25 protein-coding genes and 1 tRNA gene are annotated in these 23,601 nt (G+C 64.8%); 12 read left to right on the forward strand and 14 right to left on the reverse strand.

Features of this window, described 5'->3' with window-relative positions:
• The 3 genes from dxs to ASG67_RS12775 all read right to left on the reverse strand — a co-directional run bounded on the left by dxs (window position 1) and on the right by ASG67_RS12775 (window position 2,879).
• Complete coding sequence (dxs, locus tag ASG67_RS12765; RefSeq protein ID WP_056530827.1) at window positions 1-1,926, reverse strand: 1-deoxy-D-xylulose-5-phosphate synthase; 1,926 nt, start codon at window positions 1,924-1,926, stop codon at window positions 1-3.
• Window positions 1,927-1,969: 43 nt separating this feature from the next.
• On the reverse strand, window positions 1,970-2,431 hold the full coding sequence (locus tag ASG67_RS12770; protein WP_056530830.1) for a Fur family transcriptional regulator: 462 nt from the start codon (window positions 2,429-2,431) through the stop codon (window positions 1,970-1,972).
• 64 nt (window positions 2,432-2,495) lie between these two features.
• A complete protein-coding gene (locus ASG67_RS12775) occupies window positions 2,496-2,879 on the reverse strand; it encodes a MerC domain-containing protein (RefSeq protein WP_056530833.1) in 384 nt (127 codons plus the stop codon).
• Window positions 2,880-3,186: 307 nt separating this feature from the next.
• Between ASG67_RS12775 and ASG67_RS12780 the strand changes: the two genes are divergently transcribed.
• The 3 genes from ASG67_RS12780 (at window position 3,187) to rpsI (ending at window position 5,380) form a co-directional block, all read left to right on the forward strand.
• Entirely contained in the window at window positions 3,187-4,230 is a 1,044-nt protein-coding gene (locus ASG67_RS12780) for a COX15/CtaA family protein (protein ID WP_235535197.1), read from the forward strand.
• 119 nt (window positions 4,231-4,349) lie between these two features.
• Complete coding sequence (gene rplM, locus ASG67_RS12785) at window positions 4,350-4,829, forward strand: 50S ribosomal protein L13 (protein ID WP_082543510.1); 480 nt, start codon at window positions 4,350-4,352, stop codon at window positions 4,827-4,829.
• Complete coding sequence (rpsI, locus tag ASG67_RS12790; protein WP_082543511.1) at window positions 4,829-5,380, forward strand: 30S ribosomal protein S9; 552 nt, start codon at window positions 4,829-4,831, stop codon at window positions 5,378-5,380. Before rplM ends, rpsI begins: the two co-directional genes overlap by 1 nt.
• Window positions 5,381-5,494: 114 nt before the next feature.
• Here rpsI and ASG67_RS19230 read toward each other — a convergent pair whose 3' ends face one another.
• The 3 genes from ASG67_RS19230 to ASG67_RS19720 all read right to left on the reverse strand — a co-directional run bounded on the left by ASG67_RS19230 (window position 5,495) and on the right by ASG67_RS19720 (window position 6,647).
• On the reverse strand, window positions 5,495-5,734 hold the full coding sequence (locus tag ASG67_RS19230) for a hypothetical protein (protein ID WP_200940795.1): 240 nt from the start codon (window positions 5,732-5,734) through the stop codon (window positions 5,495-5,497).
• 94 nt (window positions 5,735-5,828) lie between these two features.
• Window positions 5,829-6,494: an acyltransferase family protein gene (locus tag ASG67_RS19235; RefSeq protein WP_200940804.1), complete on the reverse strand. Its 666-nt coding sequence runs from the start codon at window positions 6,492-6,494 to the stop codon at window positions 5,829-5,831.
• Between the two features lie 24 nt (window positions 6,495-6,518).
• Window positions 6,519-6,647 carry a hypothetical protein gene (locus ASG67_RS19720; RefSeq protein ID WP_268796294.1) on the reverse strand — a complete coding sequence of 43 codons (129 nt, stop codon included), beginning with the start codon at window positions 6,645-6,647 and terminating at the stop codon, window positions 6,519-6,521.
• A 358-nt stretch (window positions 6,648-7,005) separates the two neighbouring features.
• On the opposite strand from ASG67_RS19720, the gene ASG67_RS19545 reads away from it, so the two are divergent.
• From ASG67_RS19545 to ASG67_RS12825, 6 genes are all read left to right on the forward strand, one after another.
• The gene (locus tag ASG67_RS19545) at window positions 7,006-7,803 is read left to right on the forward strand and encodes a PEPxxWA-CTERM sorting domain-containing protein (RefSeq protein WP_056530836.1); all 798 of its coding nucleotides are present in this window, start codon (window positions 7,006-7,008) and stop codon (window positions 7,801-7,803) included.
• A gap of 274 nt (window positions 7,804-8,077) precedes the next feature.
• A complete protein-coding gene (locus ASG67_RS12805) occupies window positions 8,078-9,823 on the forward strand; it encodes a DUF1800 domain-containing protein (protein ID WP_235535198.1) in 1,746 nt (581 codons plus the stop codon).
• Window positions 9,823-11,211, forward strand: coding sequence for a DUF1501 domain-containing protein (locus tag ASG67_RS12810; RefSeq protein WP_056530839.1), 1,389 nt, complete (start codon window positions 9,823-9,825; stop codon window positions 11,209-11,211). Before ASG67_RS12805 ends, ASG67_RS12810 begins: the two co-directional genes overlap by 1 nt.
• A gap of 64 nt (window positions 11,212-11,275) precedes the next feature.
• Window positions 11,276-12,148 (forward strand): IclR family transcriptional regulator, encoded by an 873-nt coding sequence (locus ASG67_RS12815; protein WP_162244357.1) that lies wholly within the window; start codon window positions 11,276-11,278, stop codon window positions 12,146-12,148.
• Between the two features lie 57 nt (window positions 12,149-12,205).
• Window positions 12,206-13,117 carry a hypothetical protein gene (locus ASG67_RS12820; RefSeq protein ID WP_056530846.1) on the forward strand — a complete coding sequence of 304 codons (912 nt, stop codon included), beginning with the start codon at window positions 12,206-12,208 and terminating at the stop codon, window positions 13,115-13,117.
• A gap of 198 nt (window positions 13,118-13,315) precedes the next feature.
• Window positions 13,316-13,792, forward strand: a complete 477-nt coding sequence (locus ASG67_RS12825; RefSeq protein ID WP_056531408.1) for a BLUF domain-containing protein — start codon at window positions 13,316-13,318, stop codon at window positions 13,790-13,792.
• A gap of 59 nt (window positions 13,793-13,851) precedes the next feature.
• Here ASG67_RS12825 and ASG67_RS12830 read toward each other — a convergent pair whose 3' ends face one another.
• The 3 genes from ASG67_RS12830 to lepA form a co-directional block, all read right to left on the reverse strand.
• On the reverse strand, window positions 13,852-14,268 hold the full coding sequence (locus ASG67_RS12830) for a BLUF domain-containing protein (protein WP_235535199.1): 417 nt from the start codon (window positions 14,266-14,268) through the stop codon (window positions 13,852-13,854).
• Between the two features lie 296 nt (window positions 14,269-14,564).
• Complete coding sequence (locus ASG67_RS12835; RefSeq protein WP_056530847.1) at window positions 14,565-15,101, reverse strand: DUF937 domain-containing protein; 537 nt, start codon at window positions 15,099-15,101, stop codon at window positions 14,565-14,567.
• Between the two features lie 325 nt (window positions 15,102-15,426).
• Window positions 15,427-17,250, reverse strand: coding sequence for a translation elongation factor 4 (gene lepA / locus ASG67_RS12840; RefSeq protein ID WP_056530850.1), 1,824 nt, complete (start codon window positions 17,248-17,250; stop codon window positions 15,427-15,429).
• A gap of 295 nt (window positions 17,251-17,545) precedes the next feature.
• On the opposite strand from lepA, the gene ASG67_RS12845 reads away from it, so the two are divergent.
• On the forward strand, window positions 17,546-18,394 hold the full coding sequence (locus tag ASG67_RS12845; protein WP_235535221.1) for a CsgG/HfaB family protein: 849 nt from the start codon (window positions 17,546-17,548) through the stop codon (window positions 18,392-18,394).
• 21 nt (window positions 18,395-18,415) lie between these two features.
• Here the strand turns inward: ASG67_RS12845 and ASG67_RS12850 are convergent, their stop codons facing one another.
• Window positions 18,416-18,949 carry an AAA family ATPase gene (locus ASG67_RS12850; protein WP_056530858.1) on the reverse strand — a complete coding sequence of 178 codons (534 nt, stop codon included), beginning with the start codon at window positions 18,947-18,949 and terminating at the stop codon, window positions 18,416-18,418.
• Complete coding sequence (gene pnuC, locus ASG67_RS12855; RefSeq protein ID WP_056530861.1) at window positions 18,946-19,497, reverse strand: nicotinamide riboside transporter PnuC; 552 nt, start codon at window positions 19,495-19,497, stop codon at window positions 18,946-18,948. The genes ASG67_RS12850 and pnuC overlap by 4 nt, the downstream gene beginning before the upstream one ends.
• A gap of 160 nt (window positions 19,498-19,657) precedes the next feature.
• Here pnuC and ASG67_RS12860 point away from each other — a divergent pair.
• A tRNA-Pro gene (locus ASG67_RS12860) sits at window positions 19,658-19,734 on the forward strand.
• A gap of 10 nt (window positions 19,735-19,744) precedes the next feature.
• Here the strand turns inward: ASG67_RS12860 and ASG67_RS12865 are convergent.
• Together ASG67_RS12865 and ASG67_RS12870 are read right to left on the reverse strand one after the other, a co-directional pair.
• Window positions 19,745-20,104, reverse strand: coding sequence for a hypothetical protein (locus tag ASG67_RS12865; RefSeq protein WP_056530864.1), 360 nt, complete (start codon window positions 20,102-20,104; stop codon window positions 19,745-19,747).
• Between the two features lie 4 nt (window positions 20,105-20,108).
• Window positions 20,109-20,729: a transcriptional regulator gene (locus ASG67_RS12870; protein ID WP_235535200.1), complete on the reverse strand. Its 621-nt coding sequence runs from the start codon at window positions 20,727-20,729 to the stop codon at window positions 20,109-20,111.
• Between the two features lie 315 nt (window positions 20,730-21,044).
• Here ASG67_RS12870 and ASG67_RS12875 point away from each other — a divergent pair, with 315 nt between their 5' ends.
• Window positions 21,045-22,589: an O-antigen ligase family protein gene (locus tag ASG67_RS12875; protein WP_056530867.1), complete on the forward strand. Its 1,545-nt coding sequence runs from the start codon at window positions 21,045-21,047 to the stop codon at window positions 22,587-22,589.
• 3 nt (window positions 22,590-22,592) lie between these two features.
• Here ASG67_RS12875 and ASG67_RS12880 read toward each other — a convergent pair whose 3' ends face one another.
• Window positions 22,593-23,600, reverse strand: a complete 1,008-nt coding sequence (locus ASG67_RS12880; protein ID WP_056530871.1) for an inorganic phosphate transporter — start codon at window positions 23,598-23,600, stop codon at window positions 22,593-22,595.
• Between the last annotated feature and the right edge of the window lies 1 nt (window position 23,601).

The raw sequence follows: 23,601 nt of genomic DNA on the forward strand, positions 1-23,601 counted from the left end.
TCAGGCCCGCGCCCCCTCCGGCACCGACGCGCTGTTGTGCCTGAGCGCCGTCAGCACCGTCGTCACGATCGCGTCCGCATCCAGCCCGGCCTGCGCATATTGCACATCCGGCTTGTCCTGATCCTGGAACGTGTCGGGCAACCGCATCGTGCGGATCTTCAGCCCGCCATCGGTCAGCCCCTCGTCCGACGCCAGCGTCAGCACATGCGCGCCGAACCCGCCGACTGCACCTTCCTCGATCGTCACCGCGACCTCGTGCGTCGTCAGCAACCGGCGGATCAGCGCCTCGTCGAGCGGCTTGGCGAAACGCAGGTCGGCAACGCTGGTCGACAGACCCTTGGCCTCCAGCAGGTCCGCCGCCTTCAATGCTTCGGTCAGTCGGGTGCCGAGCGACAGGATCGCCACCGTCTTGCCCTCACGCACCATCCGCCCCTTGCCGATCTCCAGCAGCTCGGGCGCGGCAGGCAGGTCCACCCCGGTCCCGTTGCCGCGCGGATACCGCACCGCGATCGGGCCGCTATCATGCTGCGCGCAGGTGTGCGTCATGTGCACCAGCTCCGCTTCGTCGGCGGCGGCCATCACGACGAAATTGGGTAGCGTCGCCAGATAGGTGACGTCGAACGAACCGGCATGCGTCGCACCGTCCGCGCCGACCAGCCCCGCCCGGTCGATCGCGAAGCGCACCGGTAGGTTCTGGATCGCGACGTCATGCACCACCTGATCGTACGCCCGCTGCAGGAACGTCGAATAGATCGCGCAGAATGGCCGCATACCCTGCGCCGCCAGACCGGCGGCAAAGGTCACGCCATGCTGTTCGGCGATGCCCACGTCGAAGAAGCGATCGGGATAGGCCGCCGCAAACTTGTCGAGCCCGGTGCCGGACGGCATCGCCGCAGTAATCGCGCAGATGCGATCGTCCTCGGCCGCCTCGTCGCACAGCGCCTGCCCGAACACGTTCTGGTATTGCGGCGGCCCCGGTGGGGCCTTGGCCTGCGTGCCGGTGATGACGTCGAACTTCTGGACGCCGTGATATTTGTCCGCCGCCGCCTCGGCCGGAGCGTATCCCTTGCCCTTCTTGGTCACGACATGGACCAGGATCGGGCCTTCCTCCGCATCCCGCACATTTTCCAGCACCGGGATCAGATGATCGAGATTATGCCCGTCGATCGGCCCGACATAATAGAATCCAAGCTCCTCGAACAACGTGCCGCCCATCGTCATCCCGCGCGCGAACTCGTCCGTCTTGCGCGCGGCGGTGTGAAATGGCCGTGGCAGTTTGCGCGCGAGTTTCTTCATCATCTCGCGCACGCTCAGGAATTCGCGGCTCGTCACGATTCGCGACAGATAGGCGGAAAGGCCGCCCACCGGCGGCGCGATCGACATGTCGTTGTCGTTCAGGATCACGACCAGCCGGTTGCCCGCGTGCTCGGCGTTGTTCATCGCCTCGTACGCCATGCCCGCCGACATCGCGCCGTCGCCGATCACCGCAATGCCTTTGCCCGGCGTCCCCGCCAGCTTGTTGGCGATCGCGAAACCCAGCGCGGCCGATATCGAGGTCGACGAATGCGCCGCGCCGAACGGGTCGTATTCGCTCTCGCTACGCTTGGTGAAACCTGACAAACCGCCGCCCTGCCGTAACGTCCGGATGCGGTCGCGCCGCCCGGTCAGGATCTTGTGCGGATAGCATTGATGGCCGACGTCCCAGACCAGGCGGTCGCGTGGCGTATCGAACACATAATGGATCGCGGTGGTCAGCTCGACCACGCCAAGCCCCGATCCCAGATGACCGCCGGTAGTGCCGACCGCCGAGATCGTCTCGGCGCGGAGTTCATCGGCCAACTGCCGAAGCTGTTCGGGCTTCAGTTGGCGGAGCGCGTCGGGCGTATCAACGGTATCGAGCAGCGGCGTTAGGGGAAGATCAACCATTGGACGGGCTTACTACCACACCGCGATAGTGTCGATTGCCCGATCAGTCGCAATCGGCGCATTTCCCACGCACCTCGATCACCGGCCGCACCGGCGCGAATCCCGCTGCCTCGGCCGCATGGCGCACGCCGCGCGTGATACGGTCATCGTCCAGATGCGTCGTCTGCCCGCACGAATCGCACACCAGGAAGATGCAGTCGTGCAGGCATCCCGGATGGGTGTTGGCCACATACGCGTTGGCGCTTTCCACCCGCCGCGCCAGATTGGCGCCGACGAACAGGTCGAGTATCCGGTACACGCTGTTCGCCGCGACCCGGCGCCCCTCGCTCTTCGACACCGCATCGGCAATGTCATAGGCGGAGGCCGGCTTTTCGAACTGCGCCAGCGACCGGAACACACTGGCCCGCATCGCCGTCCATTGCTCGCCCGCCTTCTCCAGAGCTGCCTGCGCAGCGGCGGGAAGATCGGGACCTTGCGGCTCGTGATGAAGGTGCGCGTTGGCCATTGTTAACAAATAGGGCGTGAGCGGTTGCCCGGCAAGCGATGCCCGGCATGCAAGCCTACTCGCCTCAGCAGCCGGCCCGGCGGTTCAGATCGTGGCCGAATGCCAACAGACCAACACCGATGATCGTCCAGAGCGCCTCGCCGCCCGACGAATCATGCGGCAGGTGCATCGCCCCCGCCATGATCCCCAGGCCGAACGCGCCCATCGACGCCGGCATGGCATATCCATGCTGCATGATGCCGCGACCGAGTGCGATCGCCCCCATCAGGATCGCCAACGACAACCCGACTTCATGAAAGATCGGATCGACCAGCATCCCGCCCGCCGCCGACATCAGCGCCAGCAGCACGGTCGTCGCCAGACAATGCACCACGCACAACCCCGACAGGGCGATCGCGACACGATCCAGCCCCGGCAAGCGGCGTGAGAGGGAAAGCGCATTGGTCACACACAATCATATAAACCGGCCAGCGAAAGGTTACAACATCACATTGCAGTTAAATACCGTTAAATCTTGACCACCAGTCTACTCCACCCGAACGCCGTGCCGGGCTGGCGGACAAGGAACGCCTTACGCCTGAAACCGTTGGCCGCCGCACGAAAGCCGCCCTCGAACTGCATCGGAAACGCGTCATCGCGATGGACGATGATTGGTGGTCAATCGCAGCGGCCGATGTCATCGATCGGGGCGCGATACCCGTCGAAAACTACTGGGGCGGCATTGCCGCAACGGGTGGCCGTACGTAAATAGGGTCATGCTCCTGCCCAGCGCCGCCTTCATGTCCCACGCCCGGCCACGGGCGGTCGCGCGGTGGCTGTTCGCCGTGGCCGCCCTGATCGTCGCGATGGTCGTCGTCGGCGGCATCACCCGCCTTACCGAATCGGGCCTGTCGATCACCCGCTGGCAACCGATCAGCGGCATCGTGCCGCCGCTGAACCAGATTGCGTGGCAGGCGGAATTCGACCGCTACAAGCAGATTCCCGAATATGCCGCGTTCAACCGCGGCATGACGCTGGCCGGGTTCAAGGCGATCTTCTTTTGGGAATACGCCCACCGTCTGCTGGGCCGGGTTATTGGCCTCGCCTTCGCCCTCCCCCTTCTGTGGTTCGCGATCCGCCGCCGCATTCCGGCCGGATATGGCGTTCGCCTGTTCGCGTTGCTGGCGCTCGGTGGCTTTCAGGGCGCGATCGGCTGGTGGATGGTCGCGTCCGGCTTGTCGGCGCGTACCGACGTCAGCCATCTCCGCCTCGCCGCGCATCTCATCACCGCGCTGGTGATCCTTGCCGGCATCGTCTGGACCGCGCTCGACCTGATGCAACTACACCGTGACCGGCTAGCCGTCCCCGCCCGACTCGGCGGCGCGGCGGCGTTGGCAATTGGCCTGTTGTTCGTCCAGATCGTCTGGGGGGCCTTCACCGCCGGGCTCGATGCCGGCTATGCCTTTGCCAGCTGGCCGCTGATGGGCGACAGCTTCTTTCCCGCGGGCGTCACCATGTTGACGCCGGGCTGGAGCAACGCAATCGACAACCCTGTCGTCGTCCAGTTCATCCACCGCTGGTTCGCCTTCGCGGTAGCCGCCGCGATGTTCTGGCTGGCGGTACGCGCCACCCGGCGCGGGTCGCGCAGCGGCTTCGTCGTCGTCGGCCTCGTCACGCTGCAGATATTCCTGGGCGTCGCCACGCTGATGACCGGCGTGCTGATCGACATCGCCGTCGCGCACCAGGCGAACGCGGCATTGTTGCTGATCGCTACCATCGTCGCAGCCCACCGGATCGGCGTCGCCAAGCCTCGGGTATGATAATACCCGTCAGGAATACCGCTGAATTGTTGACTTTCTGACGCCGCTTCATCATTAGCCGCCCGTCCGCGTCGTTCCGCATCAGGAACGGCGCGTTACTGTTTTGAAAGGTCTCGCCCATGAAGGCGCTCATGAAGACCACCAAGTCGGTCAAGCCGCACGAAGTGGAAAAGAAGTGGCATATCGTTGACGCCACCGACCTGGTGGTCGGTCGCGCTGCCGTGGTGATTGCCAACGTCCTGCGCGGCAAGCACAAGACGTCGTTCACCCCGCACGTCGATTGCGGCGACAACGTCGTCGTCATCAACGCCGACAAGATCCGCTTCACCGGCAACAAGGCCGCGAAGAAGATCTATTACAAGCACACCGGTTATGCCGGCGGCATCAAGGGCGTCACCGCCGCCAAGGTCCTCGAAGGCCGCTTCCCGGAGCGCGTGCTGGAAAAGGCCGTCGAGCGCATGATCCCGCGCGGTCCCCTAGGCCGTGACCAGATGCGTAACCTCCGCATCTTCAAGGGCACCGAGCATCCGCACACCGCCCAGAACCCCGAGGCTCTCGACATCGCCGGCATGAGCCGCAAGAACAAGGTGGGCGCATAATGTCCGACAACCGCCAGTCCCTCGCCGATCTGGGTTCGGCGCTGAACCAGCAGGCTGCCGCCGCTGCCAACCCCGATGCCGCCCCGGTCGAGATCAACGGCCAGGTCGGCGACAACGGCCCGGCACGCGAGCCCGCCCCTTTGCGTGAGCAGATCATCGACAGCCTCGGTCGCGCCTATGCGACCGGTCGTCGTAAGGACGCCGTCGCCCGCGTCTGGCTGAAGCCGGGTTCGGGTAAGATCACGATCAACGGTCGTGATCAGGAAGTGTATTTCGCCCGCCCGACCCTGCGTCTCGTCATCAACCAGGTGTTCGGCATCGCCGAGCGCGAGGGCCAGTATGACGTCATCTGCACCGTCAAGGGTGGTGGCCTGTCGGGCCAGGCCGGCGCCGTGAAGCATGGCATCAGCCAGGCGATCACGCGTTACGAGCCGATCCTGCGCGCGCCCGTCAAGGCCGCCGGCTTCCTGACCCGCGACAGCCGCACCGTGGAGCGTAAGAAGTACGGCCGCGCCAAGGCACGCCGCAGCTTCCAGTTCTCGAAGCGCTGATCGATCGCTGCCCGCCCTCACGGGGGCGGGTGGTTCGATGGTGGTTTTGCAAAAACGCTCGAACGGTCAGCCGTTCGGGCGTTTTTCGTTATGTGGATATCCGCCGATCCACGGTTATCGCACGCCTCTCGTCAGGAACCGTGACGCAAGCCAGCGCCGTACCGGTTCATCATAGAGTTTCAGGCTGGCATAGGCGATCGCCACCGCCGCCCGCACCAAGGCTAAGCCCCATATCGCCCCGCGCGCCGGCGGGATGCGATTGTCGACCACCCAGGCCGTATAGACGTAGATCAGCGGATAGTGCGTGATGTACAAGGGGAACGACAGATCGCCGAAGAAGCGAGCGATACGCACGCTAAAGCCCGTCAACCCGCTTTTCACCCGCCCCGATCGCGACGATCAGCGGAAACAGTAAGATCACGCACGCCGCGTCGTACAGCCCATTGCTCTAGTGATGCGGCGTCGCTCCCATGCGCGGCAACGCCAGCGCCGCGATCAGCAACAGGCTGCTGATGGCAAAGCCATGTCTGGTCCTGATCCGCTTGCCGATCCGCATCAGCAACATGCCCGCCAGAAAAGGATACGCCACGCGGGCGAAACCGATATGCAGCCCCGCCGGATCGAGCGACCAGCCACCGATCAGATCGCGGCGCTCTCCCCGCAGCGCGATATCGACCAGCATGCTCGCCGCCAGCACCACCAGAACGCCCAACACCCGGCGCGACAATTTCCGGAAGACCACGGCGTAACCGATGTTCGCGATATACTCGAAGAACAGCGACCATGCCGGCCCGTTCAGAGGATGCATCTCGTCCCAACCACGAATGTCGAAGGCGGTCGGCAACGGGAGTAGCGTGAACCCCAGCAGCATGACGAACAGCATCTGCCACACCGGTGTCTCGGCGATCTTCGGAAAGAACGCACCCGCCTGAACATAGAACAGCGCAGCGCCGATCACGCTGCCCAGCACCACCATCGGCTGCAACCGGATCAGGCGCCGCTTGTAGAACTCAACCTGACCCATCCGGCCCCAGCGATCGTCATAGGCATAGGCGATGACGAATCCCGACAGCAGGAAGAAGAAATCGACCGCCAGATATCCGTGATTGATGATCTGCTTCGTCGCATCGCCATCGGCTTATGCTTCGAAGGTATGGAACATGACGACCATCAGCGCGGCCACACCGCGCAGGCCGTCGAGGACGACATAATGGCTCTTCTCCGGGCCGATCGCCGTCGTCGAAGTCGCTGCCGACGCTGTATCCATATCTCTCCTGACGGGAGCATTTGTTGCCCACGTTCCGATACACCCCAGCCGCGCCGATGGAACAACCCTCATCGGCCCGATCCAGCGGCTCTCGATTCGCCGGCACCACGGGGATCGGCACAATAGAACGGCACGCAAACAAAAATCCGTTGCCTGACACCAATGATGTCAGGCGTCGAATGCCGCACCCCTGCAGCGTTAACCACCATAATGCATCGACCACCCCGTCAAACAGTTAACAGCCTCCGCAGTTAACCATTTTCCGTATCACACCGGGATAATCCCGTTGCGCTACCCGATTGTGTCGATCCGCCAAAGTTGAGATCAGCATCTCACAACATCGGTGGGACGATAAATCATGAACAAGCTTCTCAAGATCAGCCTCGCAGCTAGCGTCTTCTTTGCCGCAACCTCGGCGAACGCGACGACTTTCGTTTTCGACACGACCAAGGCCGGTACCGGCAGCACGGGCACGACCGGCAATTCGATGACCTATACCGCCAAGACTGGCGCGGAAACGCTGTCGATGAAGGCGACCGGCTGGAACCTCGCACAGGCGACCGGGTCGTTCTGGGGCTTCACCTATGGCCTCGGCTATAATGTCGTCGGCGCATCGCAGCTGACCAGCTACTCCGCCGGCCTCGGCGTCGTCTCGCCGGGCGACAGCGCCAGCAACGCGACGCACACGATCGACAATGCGGGCCGTACCGATTTCGTGCTGCTGCAGTTCAGCCAGCCGGTGACGTTGAAGTCCGCCGCCCTGAACACGTTCAGCATCGACGGCGGCTCACCCGATGCCGACGCCACGATCGGCTGGGGGTCGACCACCGGCGCCTGGGACCAGTCGCTGCCGTTGAACGGCACTACGCAGAGCGCGTTCAACAGCTATCTGACCGGCACCGCCGCCTCCAGCGGCACCACCAGCGGCACGCGCACGCTCAACCTGGGCGCCGTCACCGGCAATCTCTGGATGATCAGCGCCGCCCAGCTCAACCCCGATTGCCTGGTCGACGGCTTCAAGCTCGCCGGCCTGACCGTCAACACGGTCAGCGCCGTGCCGGAACCGGCAACCTGGGCGATGATGCTCGTCGGCTTCGGCATGGTCGGCGCCGCCACCCGCGTCCGCCGCCGCAAGACCACCGTTTCCTTCGCCTGACCGGTCCCACCGTCAGGTGAGGCGAAAGGCCGTCGGTCGAAAGACCGGCGGCCATTTTCGTGAACGTGAATTTGCTAAGCAGCGACGTGGCTAGCATCAATGTCTGCGCGCGAACCTCCTGCTTCGAACGCCGCGCCCAACCGCCCGATCATCGCGACCAGCGGCACGGCGCCCTCCGCCCGCCTTACCAATTCCAGCATTTCCTTAACCTCTTTCCGTCTATCGTGATGGCCGATCCATGCAGGCGCCGGGGGGTCAGGGGCCGGAGCAAGCGATGGCGGGGGAAGCGGACGTGTCGTACGATCAGGACCAGACGACGATCCACGTCGGTGTCGATACCGGCGACGATGCCATCATTCCGGCACCGCCGTCCGCCGACGCATCCGCCCCCTCCACCGCCGTCCTGATCCCAGCGCTATTCCTCGCCGCCTGTGGCAGTGGCGGCGGCGGCGGCAGTACCGCCGATGCCGGCACCGCCGCACCTGCCCCGGTCGTCGTCGTCCGCACCGCCCCGACCTCGGCACAGGCCAGCCGCTTCCTCGCGCAATCGACGATGGGCGCGACCAAGGCGACGATCGCCGACGTGATCGACAAGGGATATGAGGCGTGGATCACCGCGCAATTCGCCCTGCCCCGCGCGACCACGCACTGGGACTGGCTGGTCGCCAACGGCTACAACGTTACCGGCAACATCAACAACACCGCCGGCTTCGACACCACCATGTGGCGGCAACTGATCGTCGAGCCGGACCAGTTGCGTCAGCGCGTCGGCATGGCGTTGCTGGATATGCTGGTCGTCGGCATCGATGCGGTGAACCTCAATTGGAAACAGTTCGCGGCCGCCGCCTATGTCGACCTCCTGCTCGACAATGCCTTCGGTAATTACCGCACGCTGATGGATGCGATCACGACCAGCGCGGCGATGGGATCGTTCCTCACCTTCCTCGGCAACCGCAAGGCGAACGCGACGACCGGCGCGGCCCCCGACGAGAATTATGCACGTGAACTGATGCAGTTGTTCACGCTCGGCCTCTATCAATTGAACATGGATGGCAGCGTGAAGGGCGGCTCGAACCCGCCCGGCACCTATACGCAGGCCGATGTCGCCGGCCTCGCCCGCGTCTTCACCGGCCTGTCGCTGGCCACCAACGTCAGCACCACGCCCGATCGTTACCGCCAGCCGCTGGTGATGAACGCCGCGATCAACGAAACGGGCAGCGCCAGCTTCCTCAGCACCGGCGCGTCGGGCGGCGGCATGGCCGCCATCAAGACCGCGCTCGATGCGATCTTCGCCCATCCCAATGTGCCGCCCTTCGTGTCGAAACAACTGATCCAGCGCCTCGTCACCTCCAACCCCTCGCCCGCCTATGTCGGCCGCGTCGCCGCGAAGTTCGCCGACAACGGCAGCGGCGTGCGCGGCGACATGAAGGCGGTCGTGACCGCGATCCTGCTCGATACCGAGGCGCGCAGCGACACCGCGCTCACCACTGCCACGGCGGGGAAGCTGCGCGAGCCGGTGATGCGCCTCACCGCTTGGGCGCGTGCCTTCTCCGTCACCTCGCCCTCCAACGCCTGGAGCTTCGGCGACACCAGCAGTCAGTCGACCCGGCTCGCCCAGTCGATGGGCCGAAGCCAGACCGTCTTCAACTTCTTCCGCCCCGGCTATTCCCCGCCCGCCAGTGCGATCGCCAGCGCCGGCCTCGTCGCGCCGGAATTCCAGATTACCAACGAACAGTCAGTCGTTGGTTACGTCAATTACATGTACGGCCTCGTCGCCAACGGTGCGGGCGATGCCAAGGCGGACTACACCGACATCCTGCTGAAGGCCGCCGACACGGCCGCGCTGGTGGACGAGGTGAACCTGCTCCTCGCCGCCGGGCAGTTGTCCGCCACCACCCTCGCCGCCATTCGTCTCGCGGTCGACAGCGTGGCCGCCACCGCCGCCGGCGGCCCGACCAACCGCGTGGGGATCGCGATCATGCTGACGCTCGCCGCCCCCGAATTCCTGATGGTGAAGTGATGAGCTGCTTCGATCACGACCAGTCCCGCCGCGCCTTCCTGAAACGGTCCGCCGCCCTCGGGATGGCCGGCGTCGCCGCGCCCTTCGTCGCTAGTCTCGGCGCGATCGGCGAGGCAGCGGCCGCCACCGCCACCGATTACAAGGCGCTCGTCTGCATCTTCCTGTACGGCGGCAACGACTACGCCAACACGCTGACCCCCTACGACCAGGCCAGCTACGACCAGTATCGCGCCGCGCGCAGCAACATCGCCCACACCCGCGAGTCGCTCGCCGCAACCCTGCTCAATCCGGCCGAGGCGCTGGCCGGCGGTCGCCAATACGCGCTGGCGCCGACAATGACCTCGCTGATGCCGCTGTTCGCCGGTGGCCAGCTCGCCTCCATCCTGAACGTCGGCACCCTCGTCCAGCCGACCACCAAGGCGCAGTATCAGGCAAATTCGGTCCGCCTGCCGCCCAAACTGTTCAGCCACAACGACCAGCAAAGCTATTTCCAGGCATCCAGTCCCGAAGGTGCCACCTCCGGCTGGGGTGGCCGCATCGGCGACGTGTTCCAGAACGGCAACGGCACCGCCGCGCTGACCTGCATCAACGCCAGCGGCAACGCGGTGTATCTGACCGGCCGCAATGCCGTGCAATATTCGGTCGGCACCGGCGGCCCGATCGCGCTGCTGAACAACGCGAAGACGATGTACGGCTCCGCCGCCGCCGCCACAACGCTGCGCACCCTGATGACCGCCCCGCCCGGCAGCCTGCTCGGCGACGAGCATGCCCGCGTCTCGAAACGTGCGCTCGACACCTATGCGCAGGTCGCCGGTGCCTTGGCTGGTGCCCCCGCCGCCAGTTTCCCGCTGTTCCCCACCGGCAACAGCCTCGCCGACCAGTTGAAGATGGTCGCCCGCCTGATCTCCGTCTCGTCGGAACTGGGCGTGAAGCGGCAGGTGTTTTTCGTCTCGCTCGGCGGCTTCGACCTGCACGACAACCTCGTCGCGCAGCATCCGGGGCTCATGGCGAAGGTCGCCGACGGGATGAAGGCGTTCTACGACACCACCGTGGCGCTGGGCGTCGCCGACCGCGTGACCAGCTTCACCGCGTCGGATTTCGGCCGCACCCTGCAATCCAACGACGACGGATCGGACCATGGCTGGGGGTCGATGCACTTCGCGATGGGCGGCGCGGTGCGGGGCAAGCGCATCTATGGCACACCGCCCGCGATCGGCAACGGTACCGCCGACGATGTCGGGCAGGGCCGCCTGCTCCCGACCATCGCGGTCGATCAATATGCCGCCACCCTCGCCAGCTGGTTCGGCGTGTCCGACACCGACCTGCCCACCGTCCTGCCCAACATGGGCAACTACAACCGATCCGCCTGGAAACTGGGTTTCGTCTGACGAATTGTCTCGGATCGGGCCGGACCGGAGACATTGCGATGGCGCGCCGGCCCCGGCTCGCGCTATGAGCACTGCCACCGTGGCCAATTCCTCTCTCTCCACCCGCCCTCCGCGCGCCCCGATTGGCGAGGACGCCATGCTGGACCCCGCACTGGAAGACGACGCGCCCGACATCACGACCGCGGACCCGCTGGCGCGCGAGACCGCCGGCGCGCAAACGCTGTTCCGCGGTCTCGACATCCTCGAACTCGTGGCGCTCCGCCCGATCACCGCCGCCGACGTGATCCGCGAAACCGGCCTCACCCGCGCCACCGCCGCGCGTTTCATCGCCGCGCTCGTCGCCCGCCAGATGCTCGGCCGCGGGTCGGACGGCACGCTGCGCCTCGGCCCCCGCCTGATGTACGCCGCCTCGCGCGCCGCCGAGCAGGTCAACATCCTCAGCATCTGCCGCCCTTATTTCGAACGCTTCGTCATGACGGAGGGTCTGAGCATCTTCCTCGGCCGCCGCGACGGTGACTTCTCGGTGCATCTCGATCGGCATTCGGGCCGCGAGCATGTCGGCGTCTCGACCCGCCCCGGCGATCGTCGCGCCCTGCCCGACACCGGCATGGGCAAGGCGCTGATGCTGGATGACGATCCCGCCAACTGGGCCCGCCTGTTCGTGGAGGGTGGCGACCGCCACACCACGCCCGGCTGGGAAGCGCGGATGCATGAACACGTCCGCACCGGCGTCGTCATCCAGCAAGGCCCCCCGCCGGACCGGATCCGCTCCGTCGCCGCGCCGATCCGCGACGCCGCCGGCCGCATCGTCGCCGCGATCAGTGTCGCCACCGCCGCACAGAATCTCGACGACGCCGCGATGGCCGCACTTGCCCCCCGCGTCCTCGACATCGCCGCCGCGATCAGCGGCGAACTCGGCTGGGTGCCCGCCCGCTAAGGCACCGCCGCGCCACCCCTGTCCTACAGCCAACCAGATAGGTTAGTCACTGCGGTCATGATAGACCGCACCCCGACCCCGCGCGACCAGCGCCCCTCACTGCCGGCCTTTGATCCGGTCCCCCGCCGCAAGCCCCGCCACGACGGCTGGACACCCGCCCGCCAGGTCGCCTTCATCGAGGCGCTGGCCGATACCGGCTCCGTCACCCGCGCCGCCGCGCAGGTCAACATGAGCAGCGAGAGCGCCTATTACCTCCGCCGCCAGCCCGGCGCGGAGGGCTTCGCACGCGCCTGGGAAGCCGCGCTCGACATGGGCGTCCTCCGCCTGAAGGACGAGGCGTTCGATCGCGCGCTCAACGGCCAGCTCGTCCCCGTCATCGCCGGCGGCCAGTTGATCGGATATCGCCGCCGCAAGAACGACCGCCTCATCATGTTCATCCTGCGCCACTATGGCGCCCGCCCACAATCGGGCAGCTTCCGCCCCGCCCGCACGCCGCAGGCGGGGGCCACCCCCGTCGCGCCACCCGCCAACACCCTGCTCGCCGCGTTCGAGGGCCTCGACCTCGACGACGCCGCGCAGGACCAGATCGCCGCCATCCTCACCGCCTGCGCCGCCCGCGCCCGCGTCACCACCGCGCCGGACGATCCCGCCATCGCCTTCGTCCCCGCCCGCCGGATGCCCGACGACCACCCCGACGCGATCGAACTCACCGATGCCTTCCACTTCGAAGACGCCACCGATGCCGCGCCCGGCAACGAGTGCTGGCAGACCCTCGACCTGCCCGATCAGCGCGACGCCATCGCCGAAGCCGTCGCCGCGATCGCCGCCAGCAAGGCGAACGGCGAATGGGACCGCCAGCGCGCGGAGAGCCAGGCGGCATGGGAAGCCGGCGCCGCCAAGCGCGATCGCGACGCCCGCTTCGACTTGTTCATGCCATCGGGCCGACCGCCGGACGAGTGGAAGGGGTGATCCGGACGCCGCGTCCGTCGCTGATCTCCCTATGGCCGGCCGGGTCGCAACCCGTATCCCCCCTTTGTCAGCCTTCTGTGACTGCCAGTCACGCGCCCCGGTTTTCCTCGCTCTAGTTACACGAACAGATCGATGCGCTAACCAGACCCTCATTCGCTCGGCGGTATGGCCTGCCTGGCACACAAAGCGAGCCAGCCCATGTTCGATGAACCCGGTTTTCCACGCGGCGCTGACATCGACGACGACGACGCCCCCCTCATTTATACGTTTGCCTACTGCAGTCGTGCCGCCGAAGGGGTCGACGAAATCGAGGTCGGCCGTATCGTCGAGGCGGCTCAACGTCGTAATCTGGCACGCGGGATCACCGGGGTGCTGGTTTTTGGCAGCGGTGTCTTCTTTCAATGGGTCGAAGGATCTGCGGCCCAAATCGAGACTCTAATCGCGAACCTTCATCGCGATCCGCGCCACCACGATATCGTCACGCTGGAACGGGGTGAGGAAAATCGCGAGCGTCTGTATCCGAATTGGGAAATGGAGCGGGTCGATGCCGACAATATCCGCGCCGTACTGTTGGATGCACTAGAGAGCGCAGAAGACGCGAACAATGTCGCGGCACTGAAGCGTATCCTCGATCATCTAGATTCTGAGCCTCTCAATTCGCTGGAGCGCCGCTGAGTACGTCGGCGACTTTCAGCTTCGACCGTCGAAACCCAACGGCAAGTAAGCCGCGCTGTTCAACTGCTGGCCGCTTCGGCACCGGCACGCAAAAACACCTGTTGCAGCGCCTCTGGCGTAGCCTCTCGAACCGCGCCGCTGGCGACCTCCTCGGCTGTCCAAAGCCATGTGTGCGCTGGATCATGTAGCATCGCCCACTGCGGAAGGAGGCGGTCAGCTACCTCGACTCGACTGAGCAGTGTCACCGCGAGATGTCGGTCGTCAGCCAATATGCGGGCGAACAGCGCGTCAATCGCTCCCTCGTCTCCTTCGATTAGCTGAAGATAGATGTCGTGGCGGCAGATCAACGCGCCAGTGATACCGTCCCGCTCGTTTCTCCGGCGTGCAGTCGCGAGAATTGTAGCGAGTATATTTTCGTCATAGCCGAACGGCTCCGACATGTAGATCAATTGTGTAACCACGGCAACGACTCCCACTTGCCGCTCATGCTACGCGATCCGGGAACCATGGGCCATGACTGCTCTGCAACCCCTCGGCAAGCGGCTGGGCAATCACTCAACCGGAAGGTCGCGGCCGAGCCGGATCCGATCCCGCGTTGGAGGAAACGACCTTCCGGCCAGTCGGCATCGGTCGAACAAACGGTACACCTGTTACTAAGCGCGCCGCCCCGCGCGCCGAACGAGTGTCTCGTTTTTAGCGACACCAAACCGCTGATGTATGTCCAGACCTAGGCGATGCCAGAAGGCCCGTCGTCGAGATATCCAGCCCACCCTCAGCGGCGAAGATTACCCAGTATCGCATCGAGCGGATTGCCGCCGCCACTGCCGCCGAACAGACCACCCAATCCACCCAGGCCGCCAAGCCCGCCGGCGGCGGCGCCGGCATTGTGATTGCCCGCGCCCCCACCCAGCACCGATGCCAGAATACCGCCAAGGCTGCCGCCCGCACCGCCGCCACTGGTCGCCAGATGCCGCGCGACCATCGCCGCGACGATCGGCAACATCGCTTTCAGAATCGTCTGCGACACGCCCGACTCGCCGGCCGCCTGATCGGCGACCTGCCGGCTCACATCCTTGCTGCCGAAAATGCGGCCGAGAATATCGTTGCCCGCATCCGTCGTCGGCTGATCGACCGTGCCGACTGCTTCCGCGACAGAGGCGGGATCACCCGCCGCCGCCTGGTTCTGAAAACCGCCTAGCACCGACGGTATCAGCGTGGACAACGCCGATCGCGCCTGATCCGGGCTGATCCCGAATTGCGTCGCCAGCGCATCGATGTTCATGCCGCTCGATCCGAGTATCTGGTCCATTCCCTGCACGTCGCGTCTCCCTCGGGAGGATGGCCTACGCCACCCGGTCGATATCGCAGCGTATCAGTCGCCCCGTCGTTCCGTGGAAAGCCCGGATCGTTTCAAAAACAATTGTTGCCGTCTCCACTCCCGCTCGCGGGAGGGGTCGGGGGTGGGCCTGCCCGCAAGGGTGCGCGACGCGAGGGGTGCACGGCATCCAGCCCCGCGCCGCGGCAAAGCCGCGTCGTCGATCGACACGGGCGAGGACAGGCTCGCCCGGCCGTCGACCGGCTCGACGCTGGTCCTCGTCCAACTTGGCGATTGCTCCGCAATCCCCTCCTTGGCCTCAGGCGTCGTCGCCCATCCTCAGCGCCGCGATGAACGCCTCCTGCGGAATGCTCACCGAGCCATATTCCCGCATCTTCGCCTTGCCCTTCTTCTGCTTCTCCAGCAGCTTCTTCTTGCGGGTCGCGTCGCCGCCGTAACATTTCGCGGTCACGTCCTTGCGCATCGCGCTGATCGTCTCGCGCGCGATCACCTTGCCGCCGATCGCCGCCTGGATCGGGATCTTGAACAGATGGCGCGGGATCAGGTCCTTCAGGCGCTCGACCATGCCGCGCCCGCGAATCTCTGCCGTGCCGCGATGGACGATCATGCTCAGCGCATCGACCGGCTCCTCGTTGACGAGGATGCTCATCTTGACGAGATCACCCTCGCGATAGCCGATCTGCGTATAATCGAAGCTGGCATAGCCCTTCGACAGCGATTTCAGCCGGTCATAGAAATCGAACACCACCTCGTTCAGCGGCAATTCGTACGTCGCCTGCGCGCGGCCGCCGACATAGGTCAGGTTCTTCTGAACGCCGCGCCGGTCCTGACACAGCTTCAGGATGCTGCCGAGATATTCGTCGGGGACATAGATCGTCGCCTGAATCCACGGCTCGCTGATCGTCGCGATCTTGTTGGGATCGGGCATGTCGGCCGGGTTGTGCAGATCGATCTGCGTGATCCCCGCCGGATCGGGATGGGTGAACTCGATCTGGTACACCACCGACGGCGCGGTGGTGATCAAGTCCAGGTCATATTCACGCGTCAGCCGCTCCTGGATGATCTCCAGATGCAACAGGCCCAGGAACCCGCAGCGGAAACCGAAGCCCAGTGCGGCGCTCGTCTCCATCTCGAAACTGAACGACGCGTCGTTCAGCCGCAGCTTGCTGATCGATTCGCGCAGCTTCTCGAAGTCGTTAGCGTCGACCGGGAACAGCCCGCAGAACACCACCGGCTGCACTTCCTTGAAGCCTTCCAGCGCCTGTTCCGCCGGCCGCTTCGCATCGGTCAGCGTGTCGCCGACGCGGGCCTGTGCCACATCCTTGATCTGCGCGGTGATGAAGCCGATCTCGCCCGTGCCCAGTTCCTGCAACTGCTCGATCTTGGGCCGGAAACAGCCGACGCGGTCGACCAGATGGGTGGTACCCGCCTGCATGAACTTGATCTGCTGCCCGCGCTTCAGCGCGCCGTCGATCACGCGGATCAAGATGACGACGCCCAGATACGGGTCGTACCAGCTATCGACCAGCATCGCCTTCAGCGGCGCCGCCGCATCGCCCTTGGGCGGCGGGATGTTGGTCACGATCGCTTCCAGGATTTCGGCGATGCCGATTCCCGATTTCGCGGATGCCATCACCGCCTCGGACGCGTCGATGCCGATCACGTCCTCGATTTCCTTGCGGACCTTCTCGGGCTCGGCAGCGGGCAGGTCGATCTTGTTGATGACGGGCACGATCTCGTGATCGTGCTCGATCGACTGGTACACATTGGCCAGCGTCTGCGCCTCGACCCCCTGTGCGGCGTCCACGACCAGCAACGCGCCCTCGCACGCTGCCAGCGAGCGGCTTACCTCGTACGCGAAGTCGACATGCCCGGGCGTGTCCATCAGGTTCAGGACGTAATCCAGCCCGTCCTTCGCCTGATAGGCCAGACGCACCGTCTGGGCCTTGATGGTGATCCCCCGTTCCTTTTCAATGTCCATGTTATCAAGGACTTGCTCACTCATCTCGCGCGCCGTCAGCCCGCCCGTCTGTTGGATCAGCCGGTCGGCCAGCGTCGACTTGCCATGGTCGATATGCGCGATGATGGAGAAGTTGCGGATGCGGTCGAGCGGGGTGGACATAATCCTGCCGCCTCTAGCAGCGGCATCGCCACCGTCAAAGGCGATAGCGGACGACGGCCGCATTACCCGTCATCTGGTGGCAACCAACCCATGCTGTTACACGATCGAAACGGACACGACCCGTTGCCGCACGTCGGTTTGGTCCGTGGAGGGCATCATCTTGGGGGACTGCATTGTGATCGTTGCGAAAGACATGTTGATGGCCGGCAGCGCGGCGATGCTGCTGCTCGCGACTCCGGCCGCGGCCCAGCGACTCGCCAAGCCGTCAGGGACGCAGAAGACGCAGGGCGCGACGATGAGCGACGTGCCGCATTGCGCCCGCAAGCTTGGCACGATCTCGGTCGTCGATGGCGACGATCCGCGCGGCTGGACGCAATATTCGCTGGCCTCACCCCAGAAGCTGTTGAAGGTGCTGATCCAGCGATCCGGCTGCTTCAACCTCGTCGATCGCGGTAGCGGCCTGCAAGCAGCACAGCTGGAACGCAACATCGGCAGCGACCTGGGCCTGCAACGCCGCTCCAATGTCGGCCAAGGCCAGATCAAGGCGGCCGATTATGTGATGATCGCCGAGCTTCAGGCGGCGAACAGCAATTCGGGCGGCAGCGGCATCGGCGCCGGGATCGGCGGCCTGCTCGGCGGCCGCTTCGGCGCCGCGGTCGGCGGCATGGGCAGCAAAAAGATGGAGGCGAACACAGTCCTGTCCGTCACCAACGTCCGCACGACCGAGACGATCGCGACCACCGATGGCTATGCCGCCAAGAACAGCCTGTCTTTCGGCGGTGGCGCGGGCGGCTTTCTGGGCGCCGGTGTCGGCATTGTCGGCGGCGGATACGACAATACCGATATCGGTCGCATCGTGACGCTGTCTTTCATCCAGGCCTATTCGAAACTGGTCAACGAACTCGGCCTCGTCCAGACGGGCGATACCGGCACGGCACAGGCGGCCCCCTCCAAGACCTTCACCGCCATGGCCCCGGTCGCGATGCGCGCCACCGCCGCGGCGACCGGTAAGACGGTCCGGATGCTGTCGCCCGGTGCGATCGTCTATCCCACGGGCACGAAGAACGGCCTGTGGTGGGAAGTCGCCGACGAGAACGACAATGTCGGCTGGGTCCTGAACACCAAGCTTACTCCCTCACAGTAAGAGGCGGCTACACCCGGCGCATCAAGGGTGCGTCGGGGTATCCATCATCCGCCTGATGGCAGCGACGGCATTCAGGTATCGTTGCTCCCCTTGCCCGCCGACCAGCGCCCATCGCACGCCCCGCCGGTCCAACTCCGCCCGGCATAAGTCGAAGAACCGCTGCCTCGCTTCGACGGAACCGAACATGCGGGTGCCATCGTCCACCCACGGCAGATCGATGTCGAACAACAGATAGAGGTCGGCTGTACCGCCCCAGGCATCGAACCATGGATCGCGCCGCCGGAATAACATGTCGGCCCAGACCGCGGTCATAAGCGGATCGGTGTCGACGATCACCGGAGTCGGTCCAGTCGCGATCGCAGCCCGAGCCAGCCGGTCATGTCCCTCTGCAATGGCGACCAGATCGGCCATCGCAAAGTCGGTGCCGTGCGCCTCGGCATAATCCCGGCCATATTCGGCGACATAGGGCGTGCCCAGCCACGCCGCGAGCCGTGGTCCAACCGTCGATTTGCCGGTGCTTTCCGGCCCATGCAGGCAGATCGACCGGATCGTCATGCCCGTCGCCGCCAATCGACCAAGCCCCATGTCGCCAGGATCAGGAAAACACCGTACAACACTGCCGTCAGCCACAATCCCTTGACGACGTAAAGCCCGATCGATCCGACATCGACGGCGATCCACAGCACCCAATTCTCCCATTTCCGCTTTGCCATCAGCCATTGCGCGGCAATGCTGGCGGCGGCCAGCGCGGCGTCCCACCATGGCATGCTGGCATCGGTGAAACGGTGCATGCCCGTCCCCCAGATCGTGGCGGCCAGCGCGATGCCAATCAGCCAGCCGATCCGCGCTGGCCATGTCATCGTCTCGACCATCACCTGCCCCGCCGCCGCCCGGTTCCGCGTCCAGGCAACCCAGCCATAGGCATTCACGACGACGAAGAATCCCTGCAACAGCGTGTCGCTGTACAGCCGCGCCTCGACGAACACGACGGCATAGACCGCGACCGTCGCTATCCCGAACGGGTAATTCCAGATGCTGCGGCGCACCACCAACGTCACGTTGATTACACCCAGCACAAAGGCGACAGCTTCAAGATCGTTCACGCGCCCGCCCCTACTGCCTACACCCGGCAATACCAATGGCCCGCCGCGCGATACGCAAAACCGCAGCGATCCATGAAGACGCTTGCGTCAGTCGGGACCGCTAGGTATAGGCGCGCCTCCAAGCACGGCCGGCCTTTTCGAAGCGCCTGTCGCACTCCGTCGGGGAGTAGCTCAGCCTGGTAGAGCACTGTCTTCGGGAGGCAGGGGCCGGAGGTTCGAATCCTCTCTTCCCGACCACATTATCATATCATTTGGTGGAACCGATCCCGTCTTGGCCGGATCGTCCGAGGTCTGCGAACCAGTCCGCGTAGGGCGTGTTGCGCGCCATATGACGGTTGAGGTCGGGGGCACCGTCCTGCCACCATACCGGCCCGCGCTCGCCCAGCGCCCGCTTTGCTTCATCGACGGCTGCGCGGGCGGATCGTTCGGCAAGCAGGGTTTCTGCGCGCTTGGCGATCCCGACCGCACGCCGGGCGCGCATCAGTTCGTCAACCAACCGCTGTCGTTCTACATCCGAGAGGCTGGGATCAGCCATCCGCCACAACCGTCCGCGCACCACGAAATAGCGGCCGTCCGGTGTCACCGGATGACCACTAGCGCCCTGCATGCTGTTAGCCGGCAACCGACAGTTCCTTCGCCAGCGTGCGGGCGGCCTGCCCCACCGCCAGCCAGCATTGACGTTCGTCTTCGGCATCGGCCAAGGCGCGATGCGCGGGGGTCTGGCCGGGTGCACGGACATTGGTCATCGCAAGCAGATCGCCGACCGTCGCGGTCAGCCGGTCCGCCGGCACGACCGGCGCGAGGATCGCGGTCGCGCATTCGCGCTGGGCATCATCGCTGTCGCGTAGGCGCAAGGTGTGGCGATCGAACCCGGCCGCGCGAAGCAGAGCGCTGAGCCATTTGCCATCCCAAGACGGCGCGCTCGCCAACAGATCATGCCCCGTCAGTTCCGCTACCATCCGCCGGGCGACCACATCGTGAGCGGTCCCTTCACGCACCAACCGATCACGCGGAATATGATGAATCGCCTCGGCCGTATCATCCCAATCAGTCCAAGACGGTGCTGGATGGATAAGATGCGCCTCGGACCGACCGTCTTCGAACACCCAGGCCACCTCGATCGGTACACCACGTTTTCCGAGTGACGAGGCTTCGAAGTCGATGAACACCAGCATCGTGCCACAATGCAATGGACGGCGGAACGACCCGATCCGATCCCGATGAGCCGTCATATGCCCATCAAGGCACCGTCGCTTTGGTCGCGGCAGAGCGCGCCAGTGGGTGCCGACCGACAACTCCTTGGCGCGCGGCGACTTCACCGATCCTGACGAGATCGAGCATCGACGGACCCTTCACCACCGGCAGTTCGGCGCCGGCAGTTCGGCGCCGTCGGCATCATGGCAATGATGATGGATCAAGGCGTTCTTAACCCGCGACGTGCATGATGACGATCGATGCATGACCTGCGCGCCGGTTTGCTGTAGCGCCATGCGCGGTCAAGCGTCGGCGCAGCGGCCGTTTCGTCAGAACTTTCTAGGACGCACCTGTTGTATCTGATCAAAGCAGCATTGTTCCTGGGTTTTGCCTCGATGGCGGGGCTGGTCCTGTTTTTCGTGTGCGCGAACAAGTCGATCGGGCGCGAATTCCGTAACAAGCTGATGATGGTGCTGGCCTATGGCATCCTCGTCTCGTTCTTCAGTCCCACGCCGCTGATCTGCAACCTGCTGGCGTTCCTCACGGTGCCGCTGTTCGCCCGCAAGCGGACCGAGATCGCGCCGATCTATATCTTCTCGTTTCTGATCCTGCCGGGTGTCGGCATGCCGCTGACGATCGGCGGCACCTGGCTGATGGCGGTCGACAACATCATGAGCGTGACCGCCGGCGCGGCGGTGATGGCGACGATCAAGGGCGGGGGCGGCGGTCAGCGCAGTTGGACCATACCCGGCATCTGCCTGCTCGCCATCTTCTCCGTCTATGTTCTGTCCGGCATCCGCGCGACGACCGCGACCAATATGCTACGCGTGCTCGTCGAGCAGCTTTGCACCATCGTCCTGCCCTTTTACGCGGTGCGGCGGTCGATCCGGACCGGTGACGACGTCCGGCGCATCTTCATCGGCATGGTTGCCGCGACGGCCGCGCTATCGTCGCTGGCAATCTATGAGGCATGGACGACATGGCCGCTATATCGTGTGATCTACGATCATTACGGAATTACGCTGGGCAGTGGCGCGTCGGTTAAGATGCGTGGCGGCCTGTTACGCTCGCCGGGACCGTTTCCGGAGCCGACCTCATTCGCGTATTGGCTGTCGATCGGTACGTTCATCGGCATGTCGAGCAGTTGGATGTTCCGGTCGAAGATGATGTTCTGGGGGATGTGCGCGCTGCTGTTGCTGGGCATGTACGCGCCGCAATCGCGCGGCGCCTGGCTGGGCCTGATCGTCGCCTATCTGGTCTATCAGATCGGCACGGGGCAGGTTTCGAAGATGCTGAAAGGGGTCGTCGTCGCGGCCCTGTTCGGCGGCCTGGTATATGGCGCGGCCCTGACTATTCCACAGGTCGCCCAGACGCTCGGTCTGGATACGACCGGCGTCGTCAAACGCGACTATCGCCAGGATCTCTGGACGCGCGGGATCGAGGAAGCGCAGCATAATCTGTTGTTCGGCACCGACATTGGTACGGTCGTGACCAGCCTCGCCGATATGAAACAGGGTGAGGGCATCGTCGATTTCGTGAACACCTATCTCTACGTGCTGCTCGTGTCGGGGCTGGTCGGCGTGATGGCGTTCGGCAGTAGCCTGTTGATCCCGATCGGCGTGTTGTGGAAACGGGCCAAGATGCTGCGGCGTTACGATACCCGGCAGCTATCCGTGATCGCCGCGCTGTTGGGGTCGATCGCGGTCATGCTGGCCTTCACGTCGCTCGTCGGTCGATCGACCATGGGACTGGGCGTCATGCTCGGCATGGCCGCGGCCTTATCGAAGATGCGGCCGGCCAATCTGATGACCCAGAAAAAGCCGTCACGCCGACCAAGAAACCTCGGTGCGAACGATGCTATGCCTCAGGTCGATCCCATCCCGGCGATGGCGGGATAACCTTCAGAACCCGCCGCCGATCGCCCGCGTCGCATAATAGACGCCGGCTCCGATCAGACCAGCGGCGGGCAACGTCACGAACCATGCGATGACGATGTTTGAAGCGACATTCCAGCGGACCGCGGACACCCGCCGGGCCGCACCGACACCGACGATCGCGCCGGTGATCGTGTGCGTCGACGACACCGGGATACCCCACAACGTCGCCGCGAACAGCGTGATCGCGCCACCCGTTTCGGCGCAAAATCCCTGCGCCGGTGTCAGCCGCGTGATCTTCGACCCCATGGTGTGGACGATCCGCCAACCGCCCGACAGCGTTCCCAGCGCCATCGCCGCCTGACAGCTCAGCACGACCCAGAACGGCACGGTGAACTCGCCACCGCCCATATAGCCCTGACTGTAGAGCAACACCGCGATGATCCCCATTGTCTTCTGCGCGTCGTTGCCGCCGTGCCCGAGAGAATAGAGCGCGGCCGAGATCAACTGCAACTTGCGGAACCGCTTGTCGACGCCGATCGGCGTCAGCTTCAGGCTGGTCCACGCCACCACCAGCACCAGCATCAGCGCCAACAGCAACCCGATCGCGGGCGAGGCGAAGATCGCCACCACCGTCTTGATGACGCCGCCCCATACGATCGCCACCGATCCCGCCTTGGCCATGCCGGCGCCCAGCAATCCGCCGATCAGCGCGTGGCTGGACGAGGACGGGATGCCCAACACCCAGGTAATGACGTTCCAGCTGATCGCCCCCATCAGCGCGCCAAAGATCACCGCCGCGTCGATCACCTCGGCCTGAATGATGCCCTTGCCCACCGTCTGCGCGACATGGAGGCCAAAAACGGCAAAGGCGATGAAGTTGAAGAACGCCGCCCACGCTACAGCCCATTCGGGCTTCAGCACGCGCGTCGATACGACGGTGGCGATGGAATTGGCGGCATCGTGCAGGCCGTTCAGGAAATCGAACAGCAGCGCGATACCGATCAAGCCGATCAGCAGGGGAAGCGAAATCATG

It is taken from the genome of Sphingomonas sp. Leaf339 (assembly GCF_001426195.1).
In the GTDB taxonomy this organism is placed as follows: domain Bacteria; phylum Pseudomonadota; class Alphaproteobacteria; order Sphingomonadales; family Sphingomonadaceae; genus Sphingomonas.

What these genes read in the sequence shown, in the direction of transcription:
- dxs (WP_056530827.1), bottom strand. Translation starts at nt 1,926, where the DNA reads ATGGTTGATCTTCCCCTAACGCCGCTGCTCGATACCGTTGATACGCCC.
- ASG67_RS12770 (WP_056530830.1), bottom strand. Translation starts at nt 2,431, where the DNA reads ATGGCCAACGCGCACCTTCATCACGAGCCGCAAGGTCCCGATCTTCCC.
- ASG67_RS12780 (WP_235535197.1), top strand. Translation starts at nt 3,187, where the DNA reads ATGCTCCTGCCCAGCGCCGCCTTCATGTCCCACGCCCGGCCACGGGCG.
- rplM (WP_082543510.1), top strand. Translation starts at nt 4,350, where the DNA reads ATGAAGGCGCTCATGAAGACCACCAAGTCGGTCAAGCCGCACGAAGTG.
- rpsI (WP_082543511.1), top strand. Translation starts at nt 4,829, where the DNA reads ATGTCCGACAACCGCCAGTCCCTCGCCGATCTGGGTTCGGCGCTGAAC.
- ASG67_RS19720 (WP_268796294.1), bottom strand. Translation starts at nt 6,647, where the DNA reads ATGGATACAGCGTCGGCAGCGACTTCGACGACGGCGATCGGCCCGGAG.
- ASG67_RS19545 (WP_056530836.1), top strand. Translation starts at nt 7,006, where the DNA reads ATGAACAAGCTTCTCAAGATCAGCCTCGCAGCTAGCGTCTTCTTTGCC.
- ASG67_RS12805 (WP_235535198.1), top strand. Translation starts at nt 8,078, where the DNA reads ATGGCGGGGGAAGCGGACGTGTCGTACGATCAGGACCAGACGACGATC.
- ASG67_RS12810 (WP_056530839.1), top strand. Translation starts at nt 9,823, where the DNA reads ATGAGCTGCTTCGATCACGACCAGTCCCGCCGCGCCTTCCTGAAACGG.
- ASG67_RS12815 (WP_162244357.1), top strand. Translation starts at nt 11,276, where the DNA reads ATGAGCACTGCCACCGTGGCCAATTCCTCTCTCTCCACCCGCCCTCCG.
- ASG67_RS12820 (WP_056530846.1), top strand. Translation starts at nt 12,206, where the DNA reads ATGATAGACCGCACCCCGACCCCGCGCGACCAGCGCCCCTCACTGCCG.
- ASG67_RS12825 (WP_056531408.1), top strand. Translation starts at nt 13,316, where the DNA reads ATGTTCGATGAACCCGGTTTTCCACGCGGCGCTGACATCGACGACGAC.
- ASG67_RS12835 (WP_056530847.1), bottom strand. Translation starts at nt 15,101, where the DNA reads ATGGACCAGATACTCGGATCGAGCGGCATGAACATCGATGCGCTGGCG.
- lepA (WP_056530850.1), bottom strand. Translation starts at nt 17,250, where the DNA reads ATGTCCACCCCGCTCGACCGCATCCGCAACTTCTCCATCATCGCGCAT.
- ASG67_RS12845 (WP_235535221.1), top strand. Translation starts at nt 17,546, where the DNA reads ATGAGCGACGTGCCGCATTGCGCCCGCAAGCTTGGCACGATCTCGGTC.
- ASG67_RS12850 (WP_056530858.1), bottom strand. Translation starts at nt 18,949, where the DNA reads ATGACGATCCGGTCGATCTGCCTGCATGGGCCGGAAAGCACCGGCAAA.
- ASG67_RS12865 (WP_056530864.1), bottom strand. Translation starts at nt 20,104, where the DNA reads ATGCAGGGCGCTAGTGGTCATCCGGTGACACCGGACGGCCGCTATTTC.
- ASG67_RS12870 (WP_235535200.1), bottom strand. Translation starts at nt 20,729, where the DNA reads ATGACGGCTCATCGGGATCGGATCGGGTCGTTCCGCCGTCCATTGCAT.
- ASG67_RS12880 (WP_056530871.1), bottom strand. Translation starts at nt 23,600, where the DNA reads ATGATTTCGCTTCCCCTGCTGATCGGCTTGATCGGTATCGCGCTGCTG.